The sequence below is a fragment of the Pseudoduganella sp. SL102 genome (assembly GCF_027856995.1).
GTDB classification, from domain to species: domain Bacteria; phylum Pseudomonadota; class Gammaproteobacteria; order Burkholderiales; family Burkholderiaceae_D; genus Rugamonas; species Rugamonas albidiflava.
In genome coordinates this window covers 310743-321491 of the sequence record NZ_CP115554.1, presented here as the reverse complement: position 1 = coordinate 321491, position 10749 = coordinate 310743, and the positions used below count along the sequence as shown (strand labels likewise).

12 protein-coding genes are annotated in these 10749 nt (G+C 63.4%); 5 read left to right on the top strand and 7 right to left on the bottom strand.

Annotated elements, in window-relative coordinates; translation table 11 throughout:
* Nucleotides 1-10: 10 nt before the first annotated feature.
* The 3 genes from hemN to OU994_RS01360 all read right to left on the bottom strand — a co-directional run bounded on the left by hemN (nt 11) and on the right by OU994_RS01360 (nt 3207).
* A complete protein-coding gene (gene hemN / locus OU994_RS01370) occupies nt 11-1447 on the bottom strand; it encodes an oxygen-independent coproporphyrinogen III oxidase (RefSeq protein WP_281609321.1) in 1437 nt (478 codons plus the stop codon).
* Between the two features lie 333 nt (nt 1448-1780).
* A complete protein-coding gene (yiaA, locus tag OU994_RS01365) occupies nt 1781-2197 on the bottom strand; it encodes an inner membrane protein YiaA (RefSeq protein ID WP_131148515.1) in 417 nt (138 codons plus the stop codon).
* A 77-nt stretch (nt 2198-2274) separates the two neighbouring features.
* Nucleotides 2275-3207 carry a DUF808 domain-containing protein gene (locus tag OU994_RS01360; RefSeq protein ID WP_281609320.1) on the bottom strand — a complete coding sequence of 311 codons (933 nt, stop codon included), beginning with the start codon at nt 3205-3207 and terminating at the stop codon, nt 2275-2277.
* Nucleotides 3208-3316: 109 nt separating this feature from the next.
* Between OU994_RS01360 and OU994_RS01355 the strand changes: the two genes are divergently transcribed.
* On the top strand, nt 3317-3952 hold the full coding sequence (locus OU994_RS01355) for a LysE family transporter (protein WP_281609319.1): 636 nt from the start codon (nt 3317-3319) through the stop codon (nt 3950-3952).
* Between the two features lie 108 nt (nt 3953-4060).
* Nucleotides 4061-6157, top strand: a complete 2097-nt coding sequence (locus OU994_RS01350) for a DUF6600 domain-containing protein (RefSeq protein WP_281609318.1) — start codon at nt 4061-4063, stop codon at nt 6155-6157.
* 31 nt (nt 6158-6188) lie between these two features.
* Here the strand turns inward: OU994_RS01350 and OU994_RS01345 are convergent, their stop codons facing one another.
* Nucleotides 6189-6566, bottom strand: coding sequence for a hypothetical protein (locus OU994_RS01345; protein ID WP_281609317.1), 378 nt, complete (start codon nt 6564-6566; stop codon nt 6189-6191).
* On the opposite strand from OU994_RS01345, the gene OU994_RS01340 reads away from it, so the two are divergent.
* The 3 genes from OU994_RS01340 to lipA all read left to right on the top strand — a co-directional run bounded on the left by OU994_RS01340 (nt 6565) and on the right by lipA (nt 8657).
* Nucleotides 6565-6840 carry a DUF493 family protein gene (locus tag OU994_RS01340; RefSeq protein ID WP_131148518.1) on the top strand — a complete coding sequence of 92 codons (276 nt, stop codon included), beginning with the start codon at nt 6565-6567 and terminating at the stop codon, nt 6838-6840. The genes OU994_RS01345 and OU994_RS01340 overlap by 2 nt on opposite strands.
* Before the next feature lie 89 nt (nt 6841-6929).
* Entirely contained in the window at nt 6930-7643 is a 714-nt protein-coding gene (gene lipB / locus OU994_RS01335; RefSeq protein ID WP_281609316.1) for a lipoyl(octanoyl) transferase LipB, read from the top strand.
* A gap of 21 nt (nt 7644-7664) precedes the next feature.
* Nucleotides 7665-8657 (top strand): lipoyl synthase, encoded by a 993-nt coding sequence (gene lipA, locus OU994_RS01330; RefSeq protein WP_131148520.1) that lies wholly within the window; start codon nt 7665-7667, stop codon nt 8655-8657.
* 202 nt (nt 8658-8859) lie between these two features.
* Here the strand turns inward: lipA and OU994_RS01325 are convergent, their stop codons facing one another.
* The 3 genes from OU994_RS01325 to OU994_RS01315 form a co-directional block, all read right to left on the bottom strand.
* Complete coding sequence (locus tag OU994_RS01325; RefSeq protein ID WP_281609315.1) at nt 8860-9477, bottom strand: GAD-like domain-containing protein; 618 nt, start codon at nt 9475-9477, stop codon at nt 8860-8862.
* 92 nt (nt 9478-9569) lie between these two features.
* Complete coding sequence (locus OU994_RS01320) at nt 9570-10187, bottom strand: GAD-like domain-containing protein (protein WP_281609314.1); 618 nt, start codon at nt 10185-10187, stop codon at nt 9570-9572.
* A 13-nt stretch (nt 10188-10200) separates the two neighbouring features.
* Nucleotides 10201-10476, bottom strand: coding sequence for a hypothetical protein (locus OU994_RS01315; protein WP_281609313.1), 276 nt, complete (start codon nt 10474-10476; stop codon nt 10201-10203).
* Nucleotides 10477-10749: the final 273 nt, after the last annotated feature.

Sequence of the window (10749 nt, the reverse complement as noted above, 5' to 3'; positions counted from 1 at the left end):
CCTCCGCCGCTCAGATGGTGCGCGAGAAGCGCAGCGGTTGCGCCGCCAGCGCGGCAGCCGGCATCGCGGCGGCCTGCAGGCGCGCCTCCCGCAGGTGGCGATCGAACACCATGCAGATGTTCCGGATCAGCAGCCGGCCTTTCGGCGTGACGGACAGCCAGTCATCGTCGAGCGTTACCAGGCCATCGGCCACGAACGCCTGCAATTCCCGCAGTTCCGGCGCGAAGTACTCGCGGAACGGCACCGCCATGCCTTCGGTGGCCGATGCCAGCGACAGCGCGAAATCACACATCAGCCGCTGCACCACGAGGCGCCGCAGCAGGTCGTCGTTGCCGAGGCGGTAGCCGCGCGCGATCGGCAGCCTGCCGGCATCGAGTTTCGCGTAATACTCGTCCAGCGTTTTCTCGTTCTGGCTGTAGGTGCCGTTGACGGCGCTGATGGCGGAGACGCCGCACGCCACCAGGTCGGTTTCGGCATGCGTCGAATAGCCCTGGAAGTTGCGGTGCAGCCGGCCCTGGCGCTGGGCCACGGCGAGATCGTCTGCCGGCTTGGCGAAATGGTCCATGCCGATGTACACGTAGCCGGCGGCGGTCAGGCGGCTGATGCACAGGGCCAGCATGTCCAGCTTGGCGGCGGATGCCGGCAAATCGCTTTCACTGATCCTGCGCTGCGGCTTGAACAGGTGCGGCATGTGCGCGTAGTTGTACAGCGCGATGCGATCCGGGTTGGCGACGATGATCTTCGACAGCGTCTGCTCCATCGTTCGCAGCGTCTGTTGCGGCAGGCCGTAGATCAGGTCCACGCTGATCGAGCGGAATCCGGCGTCGCGCGCGGCGTTCATCACCGCCATCGTTTCCTCGTAGGGCTGGATGCGGTTGACGGCCTGCTGCACGTCCGGATCGAAATCCTGCACGCCCAGGCTGGCGCGGTTGAAGCCCTGTGCGCGCAGCGAATGGATGCGCCGTGCGTCGACGGTGCGGGGATCGATCTCGATCGAGTATTCGCCCTCGGCGTCCGGCGCGAAATCGAAGTGGCGGCGCAGGTGCGCCATCAGCTCGCCCATCTGCGCATTGGAGAAATAGGTCGGCGTGCCACCGCCCAGGTGCAGCTGCTCGACACGGTTCATGCCGGCGAACAGCTTGCCCTGCATGGCGGTTTCCTGTTTCAGGTAGCCCAGGTAGGTGGCAGCCTTCGAGCGGTCCTTCGTGATGATCTTGTTGCAGGCGCAGTAGTAGCACAGCCGGTCGCAGAACGGCACGTGCAGGTACAGCGACAGCGGCCGGCGCCCGCCCCGGTAGGTCAGCCCGGCCAGGGCCTCGAGGTAATCGCCGTAGCCGAACCGCGCCGTGAAACGGTCGGCGGTCGGATAGGAGGTATAGCGCGGTCCGGACATCGACAGCTTGCGGATGATGTCGGCATCGAACTGCACGGACGGCATGGTGGTCATGATGGTTCCAGTCAGGTGGGCGGCCAGGCTTTAGGCGAGTTTCTTAATGGCAATTGCGATACGGGTTCCAGTTTAGGTAGGGCAACACTTTAAAACCTTGATGTAGATCAAAAACGGCGAAAGGCTTGAAAATGTCCAAGAACTAAAAACGAAACAAAGGGCTCAAAAACGACAAAGCCCCTGTTGCCGGGCATTGCTCGGCAACAGGGGCTTGTCGGGAAGCGTAATTTATCGGGACGCGCGGCTTATCGGAAAGTGCGACTTACTGGGAAGCGCGACTTCTCAGGAAGCATGACTTATCGGCAACCGGTACTTATCGGAAAACGCGGCTGCCTAGACCTTTTCCTGCAGCGCTTCCACCGGTTCCACGCTATCGCGCACATTCTTTTGCACGGCCACGGCCGCGAACAGGCTCAACGCATAGGACATCGCATAAAAACCCTTTTCGCTCGGTGCCAGCGTGGAATTGACCAGGCCCACGCCCAGCAGCACCAGTGCCGCGAGCACGGAAACCCAGCACAGGCCGAAATACAGCGACGTGACGCGGATGCCTTCCATCCGGTCGCGCACGGACTTTTGCAGCGACACGGCGGCGAACAGGCCGTACAGCAGCAGCGTGAAGTAATAACCCTTCTCGTTCAGCTGCATCGTCGCGTTCCACAAGCCGACGAGGTAAGTGATGACGCCGACCAGCAGGGCCAGCCAGGAAGCGCCGACAAAGGCGGAAGTAGGACGTTGATGAATTGCCATGAATACTCCTTCAGGAATGATGTCGATGCGGGCGGCACCGCCGTTGCGATGCGCCGCCCGTGATCAGACCAGAACCCTCAAGCCTTGCGCTTGATGCCGCGCAGCAGCTTGCTGACGATGGTAACTCCAGCCAGCACGATCGCGCCGGTGACCACGCCCACGACGATGTCCGCCACGTGCGGCGTGATCGCGCCCAGCACCGGGCCGGTTGCCGCGGCCGCGTTCTCGATCGCGTGATGCAGGAACGGCACGCCGTGCGTGATGATGCCGCCGCCGACCATGAACATCGCCACGGTGCCCAGCACGGACAGCAGTTTCATCAGCTTCGGCGCCGCGGCGAGCAGCAAGTGGCCGACGGCGCGCGGCACGGCCATGCCGGCGCCGCTGCGCTGCGTCAGGTACATGCCGGCGTCATCCATCTTGACGATGCCGGCCACCAGGCCATACACGCCGACCGTCATCGCCAGCGCGATCGCCACCAGCACGGCCACCTGTTGGGAAAACGGCACACCTGCCACGGTACCCAGCGCGATCACGATGATCTCGGCGGAAAGGATGAAGTCGGTACGGACGGCACCCTTGATCTTTTCCTTTTCCAGCGCCACCAGGTCGACTTGCGGGTTGGCCACGGCCGACACCAGTTCGGCATGGTGGGCCTCGTCTTCTTCCTTGCTGTGCAGGAATTTATGGGCCAGCTTCTCGAAACCCTCGAAACACAGGTAGGCGCCACCGATCATCAGCAGCGGCGTGACCGCCCACGGCGCGAAGGCGCTGATCGCCAGCGCGGCGGGCACCAGGATCGCCTTGTTCTTCATCGAGCCGACGGCCACCGCCCACACCACCGGCAATTCGCGATCCGCCTTGACGCCGGAGACCTGCTGCGCGTTCAGCGCCAGGTCGTCGCCCAGCACGCCGGCGGTCTTTTTCGCGGCGACCTTGCTCATGGCGGCAACGTCGTCGAGGATGGAAGCAATATCGTCGATCAGGGCAAGCAGGCTGGTTCCGGCCATCGGTCATTCTCTCGTTAATGATAATGCGGCATCTTACCTCACTCGCCCGGCGCCGCGGCCGCGCTACAATCGCCTGTTTTCCCGGAATTAATCTGTCGAGAGTGACTTCATGAGCTTCGCCACCTGGTTCGGTTTTGCCGTTTCCGCCATCATCATCGCCCTGTCGCCCGGCTCCGGCGCGGTACTGTCGATGTCGCACGGCCTGTCGTATGGCGTGAAAAAAGCCAGCGCCACGGTGATGGGCCTGCAACTGGGCCTGCTGCTGGTGCTGTTCATCGCCGGCGCCGGCGTCGGTTCGCTGCTGCTGGCGTCCGAAGTGGCGTTCAATATCGTCAAGACGGTGGGCGCGCTGTACCTGATCTACCTGGGCCTGTCGCAGTGGCGTGCCAAGGTGAAGGAAGGCGCGGAAGTGGAGGTGGCGTCGCGCGCCGCGGTGCCGTCCGTGAAACGGCGCCTGCTGGCGGGTTTCCTGACCAACGCCACGAATCCGAAGGGCATCATCTTCATGGTGGCCGTGCTGCCGCAGTTCATCACGCAGGGCGAACCGGTGTTGCCACAGCTGCTGATCCTGGCCGCCACGATGGTGGCGATCGACATGACGGTCATGCATGGCTACGCCTTCCTGGCTTCGACGATGCAAGGCTACTTCCGCGATGCACGCGCCATGCGGCTGCAGAACCGCGTGTTCGGCGGGTTGCTGATGGGAGTGGGGGCGGCGTTGTTCTTCGTCAAACGTAACGCCTGATCGCCGATTGGAAATTATTTGTAACGAAGGTCTACTTCGGGGCTTTTCCGGCGTTATATGAGATAGCTGAACCACATATCGATCCACATAACGTCGCCGGAGATCCTGATGTCCCGCAAATTCCTGCATTTCCTGTTGCTGGCGGCCTTCGTGGCCGCCTCATCGTTTGCGCTGGCCGCCGAGCCGCCGACGCTGGTGGGCCGCATCTCCGCCGCCGAGGGCCAGGTCACGGTGCGCACCGACGATGGCGACGAAACCGGCTCGCTGCTGAACTGGCCCGTCAAGGGCGGCGACCGCATCACCACCGCGCGTGGCGCACGCACGGAGTTCCGCGTGGGCCCGGTCGCGGTGCGCCTGGACGGCGACAGCGCGCTCGACATCGAGGAGCTGGATGAAGACGTGATGCACCTGCGCCTGAACTATGGCTCGGCCAGCGTGCGGGTGCGCGATCCGCAGGCGCTGTCCGGCTTCGAACTGGCCACGCCGCACGGCCGCGTGCTGCTCACGGAGCCGGGCACGGTGCGCGTCGATACCGACCGCGAACCGGATACCACGACCGTTTCCGTGCTGATGGGCATCGCCCGCCTGGAGGCGGCCGGCACCGCGCTGACACTGCGCACCGGCAAGCGCGCCGACATCCGCGGCGACGACGTGCGCACCGGCCAGGCGCTGCAGGATTCGTTCGATGCCTGGGCGTTCGCGCGCGACCGCCGCGACGATGGCGCGATCGCCACGCGCTACGTTCCCACCTACGTGACGGGCTACGAAGAGCTGGACCAGTACGGCAGCTGGACCGTCAACGACGACTATGGTCCGCTGTGGGCGCCCCGCTCCATCGCCAGCGGCTGGTCGCCCTACAGCGACGGCCGCTGGGCCTGGGTAGCGCCGTGGGGCTGGACCTGGGTCGACAACGCGCCATGGGGCTACGCGCCGTTCCACTACGGCCGCTGGGTGACGGTGCGCGACCGCTGGTACTGGGCGCCCGGGCGCATCGTGGGCCGGCCCGTGTGGGCGCCCGCGCTGGTGGGCTGGGTGGGCGGCGACGGCTGGTCCGTGTCGTTCAGCGACCGCCGCAACCGCCCAGGCCTGGGCTGGTATCCGCTGACCCCGCGCGACCGCTATGTGCCGCATTACCAGGTGTCGGCGGACCATGAGCGCCGCCTGGGCTGGCAATACCGCGGCAACGAGCGGTGGAAGAATACGCCGGTGCGCCGCGAAGGCATCACCATCGTGCCCCGCGAACATTTCGAGGATCGCCGCAGCGTGCGCGTCAACAACCTGCCGCGCGCATCCGTGGCGAACCGGGGCAACCTGCCTGTCGCCGCCGCACCGGTGGTGCCTGGCTTTGCCCGGGCACCGGACCGCAACCGCGACGGCATCGCCGACCGGGCGCAGGTGAACCGGCCGCAGATCGACCGGCCCCAGATCAGTGGTCCTCAAGTCAACCGGCTGCAGACCGGCCGCGACGACGATGGCGCGCCGGGCCGCCTGCAGGCCGACCGCAACCGCGACGGCATGCCGGACCGGCTGCAACCCGACCGCAACCGCGAGGTGACGACGAGTAACCGGCTCCAGACGGACCGCGACGGCGATGGCACGCCGGACCGCCAGCAGGTCGACCGTAGCCGAGATGTCACGGCGAACCGCTTCCAGGGCGACCGCAATATCGACAGCGTGGCCGAGCGGATGCAGCGGGAGCGCAACGAGGCTCCGCTGCGCGGCAATAACGTGATCGTGACGGAGCGGCCGCGCGTGGAACGGCCGCAAATCGAGCGCCCCCAAGTCGAGCGCCCGCAAGTCGAGCGCGCGGCAAGCCAGCCGGTGTTCAACGCGCCGGTGGCGCAGCCGGCACCGCAGGCGCGGCCGGAACCGCCGCCATCGAGGGCGTTCATCCAGGACGAGCGCAGGGAACGGCAGCGCGAGATGATGCTGGAGCGGGCCGAAGCGCGCCGCGATGAAAGCCGCCGGGAAGCTGCCCAGCGCATGTCCATCCAGCAGCCGCCGCCGGCCGCCCAGCCGCGGCCCGCACCCGTCGCGGCTCCCGCCCCGCCGCCCATGATGCAGCCGCGGCCGGCACCGCAGCCGCCGCCGGCCATGCAGCCCCGTCCGGCACCGATGGCCCAGCCGTCGGCCCCGGCGCCCGCACCGTCCGTGCAACCGCGCGGCGGACGGCCCGACCGTTCGGATGGTGCCCGCGAGCGCTAACAGACAAATATTCCACGGCTGGGACGCCAATTTAGCGGCCCAGCCCGAAATTTTGTTCGTTCATCCGCATTTTCATGCAGCCTGTCACAAAGCCGTAGCGGGCGATTTGTACACTGACTACAGTGTGGAAATGCCGGGAAAGCACGCACGACAGGCACTCGAATGCCGCAGCAACGCGATCCCGTGACCGTACCCATGTCCCGACTATTCCGTGCGCAGTTTTTACGGCCCAGAATAGTTTTTCGGCCAGCCTCCAGGGCTGGCCATTTTTTTGCGCCGCCCCGGCGCGCGCCGCATTCGATAAAATAACGGACTGGCGTGGCAGTTCACCGTTGCCCGCGCCGGGCTGCTCATCAGTTATTGATCCGTTATTCATCTGTTTCTTCCCACTGTCGATTGGAAATACCATGGCTGCAATCCCTCCGAAAGAGTCCCTCATCGAATACCCGAGCGACTTCCCGATCAAGGTGATGGGCCCCACGCACGATGCCTTCACCGTGACCATCATCGAAGTCATCACGAAGCACGATCCGACGTTCCATGAAGGCAGGGTGGAGACCCGCCCGTCGTCGGGTGGCAAGTACACCGGCCTGACCGTGACCGTGCGCGCGACCAGCCGCGAACAGCTCGATGCGCTGTACTCGGAGCTGTCCGGCCACCCGATGGTCAAGATCGTCCTGTAATTGCAACAGCGCAACTGCCCGGTCTTTGAGCAAGCACAAGGCACGCGGCGTATAATGGCAGGGCTTTGACTCACCTGCGCAGCCCTGCCATGTCCACGACCAGCTCGTTCACGACGCCACTCCAGCCGGCGGTGATCCGCCATCTCGGCGGCGCCGACTACGAACCCACGTTCGCCGCCATGCGCGCGTTCACGGATGCGCGCACGCCGGACACGCCCGACGAGCTGTGGATCGTCGAGCATCCACCCGTCTACACGCTGGGCCTGGGTGCCGATCGGGGCCACCTGCTGGGCGGCGCCGCGCAGATTCCCGTGGTGCAGACCGACCGCGGCGGCGAGGTGACGTACCACGGCCCCGGCCAGGTCGTCATCTACCTGCTGATGGACCTGCGCCGCAACAAGCCGGGCGGCAAGGTGTATGCCCGGCAGTTCGTGCACAGGATCGAGGCCGCGATCATCAACGTGCTGGCCGCGCATGGCCTGGCCGGCGAGCGCGTCGAGGGCGCGCCCGGCATCTATATCGCCGATGGCCCGAAGCGCGGCGCGAAAATCGCCGCGCTCGGATTGAAAGTCCGGGGCAATGGCTGCACCTACCACGGCGTGTCGCTGAACGTGGCGATGGACCTGGCGCCGTTCACCTGGATCAACCCCTGTGGCTATGCCGGCCTGGAAACCATCGACATGCGCTCGATGGGTATCGATGTGCCGCTGGCCGACGTGCAGCTGGCGCTGGCCAACGAACTGGTGCGCCAGCTCGACGTTGCGCCGTCCCCCGCACACCCGGAACTCTCCGCCGCCGCCTGAATGAATTCACAAGAGAACCCTATGACCACCGAAACCACGACCGCCGCCGCCCCTGCTTACAACCCCAGCGAAAAGCAGAAAGGCGCCAGCAAGACGTCGCGCATCCCGATCAAGATCGTGCCGATCGAGCAGGTGGAGCGCCTGAAGAAGCCGGAGTGGATCCGCGTGAAGGCGGCGTCGGCGTCCAGCCGCTTCTACGAGATCAAGGACATCCTGCGTGAAAACAAGCTGGTGACGGTGTGCGAGGAAGCTTCCTGCCCGAACATCGGCGAGTGCTTCGGCAAGGGCACGGCCACCTTCATGATCATGGGCGACAAGTGCACGCGCCGCTGCCCGTTCTGCGACGTGGGCCACGGCCGCCCCGACCCGCTGGACGTGGACGAGCCGGGCAACCTGGCCAACACGATCGCCAAGCTGCGCCTGTCCTACGTGGTGATCACGTCGGTGGACCGCGACGACCTGCGCGACGGCGGTGCCGGCCACTTCGTCGAGTGCATCACGAAGACCAAGGCGCTGTCGCCGAAAACGCAGATCGAAGTGCTGGTGCCGGACTTCCGCGGCCGCCTCGACAAGGCGCTGGACATCTTCGCCGGCGGCTTGCCGGACGTGATGAACCACAACCTGGAAACGGTGCCGCGCCTGTACAAGGAAGCCCGCCCCGGTGCCGACTACCTGCACTCGCTGAAGCTGCTGAAGGATTTCAAGGCACGCTACCCGCACGTGAAGACCAAGTCGGGCCTGATGGTCGGCCTGGGCGAAACGGACGAGGAAATCCTGCAGGTGATGCGCGACATGCGCGAGCACGACATCGACATGCTGACGATCGGCCAGTACCTGGCGCCGTCGAACAGCCACCTGCCGGTGCGCCGCTACGTGCACCCGGACGTGTTCAAGATGTTCGAAGAGGAAGCGTACAAGATGGGCTTCGGCCACGCCGCCGTGGGCGCGATGGTGCGCAGCTCGTACCACGCGGATGTGCAGGCGCATAACCTGCTGGAAGCGGTGAACGGCTAAGCCGCGCAGTTAAAGAAGCAAACAGCCTCGGGCAGCCGGGCTGGTGGCGCGGATGTGGAATCCGCAGCCATCAGCCTGGCTGCCCGATGTCGTTTACGGGGCGGTATCCGATTATGCGGATGGCTCGAATGGGTTGATGTCGTGCGTGAGACGTGGCTGCCTGTTCGTTATACAGGCGGAATTGTAGTCCCACATTGTGGGGCTATGGGGGCGGCGAGGTAATCACTTCCAGCGGTTCTAACTGCGAGAGGATCACAAGGTGCTCGACGGCTTTAACCTTTTGCAGATTTTCCAAGGTGCCCGCGCTTCCAAGAGCGAGCGCAGGTACGAAACCGTACATCTCATCATGTTTGAGGCGGCCGAGTTTTTTTAACGCCGGAGCAAACATGTCTTCAAAGTCGTTGTCTTCAACGTACCGGGAACCAAAAAATACCTGCATTCCAAAGTTCATTTTATCGGCAATGAGTATCGATTTGCGCGAAGTGCAAAAGGATCCCGGCGCAAATATGCGAAGAGAATTTCCAGTTTTTTCGCCCCAGAAGTACAGGTCGCCGAATGCGCTTCGCGCGATAATATGGTATGCGTCGTGCTCCATGAACTCGGTATCGCCGATCCACGCGTCCAGCACTGGTTCATAGTCTTGGGGATTAACAGTCCAGAACATACCGTTTGCGTAGCCGCACCATCCGTAGTTTTCCCAGTACGCCAACAATTGGTCGGGCAGTTTGCCACGATAGCGCTCGATACTCGAAGTGGGCACGTGGCGCGTTTCGATTGCTGGACCAAAATCCATCAGGAAACTGGCAAAATTATCATCCATTCCATTGTCCGTCCGAGTTGTTCAGCGTGCAGAAACTTGCAGTTGAAGGATGAATTATCTCTGTAGCATGCACTAGGTCATTCTCAATAGAACTAAGGGGGCGGCGAGGTGATCGCCTCAAGCGGCGCGAATTGGGCCAATATAACCAAGTGCTCAACAGCTTTAACCTTTTGTAAATGATCTATTGTGGAAGGGCCGCCAAGTGCCAAAGCAGGGAAAAACCCGTACATCTCGTCACGCGTCAGGCGCCCTAGTTTCTGGTATGCGTCTTCGAACATGTCAGCGAAATCATTCTCATCGCGAGATAGCAAACCAAAAAATGCTTGTACACCTAAATTCATTTTTTCGCCAATTAATATAGAGTCGGTTGGAAAGCAATAAGAGCCCGGTGCAAATATCGATAGCGAGTCGCCAGTTTTTTCGCCCCATAAATACAAGTCGCCAAAGGCACCTCGAGCAATAATGTGATACGCATCCTGTTCCATAAATGGTGTGTCGCCAATCCATGATTCCAGCACTGGCTCATATTCTTGAGGGTTGACCGTCCAAAACAAGCCATCCGCATAGCCGCACCAACCATGTTCTTTCCAGTATGTCAACAGCTGGTCTGGCAGCTTGCCGCGGTAACGATCGATACTCGACAGGGGAACATGCTGCTTGTCAAAGCTTGGCCCCATTTTCTCCAGGAAGTAGTCAAAATTTTCGTCCATGAGTTGCTCCTTATTAGGAGAATGGCCAGATCGCCGCTACGTCGATGCCGGCCAGCCTCTGGGCGATCAGGCGCTGCGCCAGCGGCCCCGAATCGGACAGCGCCCGGCGCACGCGTTGCACGCGCCCCATCTGTTCGGAACCCCACAGGTGGCAGGCCGCGTCGGCCAGGCGGCCCATGCTGTCATGGGGCCGGCCGAAGCCACCCGGTTGTCCGCACCATTTCAGCTCGTCTTCCTTGCGCTCGAGCTTGCTCCACACGCGCCATGCGCCGGTCCTGTCATCGCCCATCGAAAGCTCCGCAATCCAGCGCAGGTTGTTCGGAGGCCCGACGCCATCGAGCCCACCCGGATGCTGGACGGCGAATGGAGCCGCCAGCGCTCTACCAAGGCAGCGTAGGCGGGTTCGAACAATCGCTAGTTGATGAGGGGCAAGTTATTGCTGAATGGCACCGGCGATGCGCCATGCCTTCCGGCCTCGTGACGGCCAGCAGACACTGCAAAGAAGAAAGGCGGACGGGATTGCGAAGAAGCGGAGCGCGAGAGGAAGATGCAGCGCGGGGAA

Bases quoted from the DNA above. Each gene is read 5' to 3' on its own strand.
- OU994_RS01340 (WP_131148518.1), top strand. From the start codon at position 6,565: ATGGCTGCAATCCCTCCGAAAGAGTCCCTCATCGAATACCCGAGCGAC.
- lipA (WP_131148520.1), top strand. From the start codon at position 7,665: ATGACCACCGAAACCACGACCGCCGCCGCCCCTGCTTACAACCCCAGC.
- OU994_RS01345 (WP_281609317.1), bottom strand. From the start codon at position 6,566: ATGGTATTTCCAATCGACAGTGGGAAGAAACAGATGAATAACGGATCA.
- OU994_RS01320 (WP_281609314.1), bottom strand. From the start codon at position 10,187: ATGGACGAAAATTTTGACTACTTCCTGGAGAAAATGGGGCCAAGCTTT.
- OU994_RS01350 (WP_281609318.1), top strand. From the start codon at position 4,061: ATGTCCCGCAAATTCCTGCATTTCCTGTTGCTGGCGGCCTTCGTGGCC.
- OU994_RS01325 (WP_281609315.1), bottom strand. From the start codon at position 9,477: ATGGATGATAATTTTGCCAGTTTCCTGATGGATTTTGGTCCAGCAATC.
- yiaA (WP_131148515.1), bottom strand. From the start codon at position 2,197: ATGGCAATTCATCAACGTCCTACTTCCGCCTTTGTCGGCGCTTCCTGG.
- hemN (WP_281609321.1), bottom strand. From the start codon at position 1,447: ATGACCACCATGCCGTCCGTGCAGTTCGATGCCGACATCATCCGCAAG.
- lipB (WP_281609316.1), top strand. From the start codon at position 6,930: ATGTCCACGACCAGCTCGTTCACGACGCCACTCCAGCCGGCGGTGATC.
- OU994_RS01355 (WP_281609319.1), top strand. From the start codon at position 3,317: ATGAGCTTCGCCACCTGGTTCGGTTTTGCCGTTTCCGCCATCATCATC.
- OU994_RS01360 (WP_281609320.1), bottom strand. From the start codon at position 3,207: ATGGCCGGAACCAGCCTGCTTGCCCTGATCGACGATATTGCTTCCATC.
- OU994_RS01315 (WP_281609313.1), bottom strand. From the start codon at position 10,476: ATGGGCGATGACAGGACCGGCGCATGGCGCGTGTGGAGCAAGCTCGAG.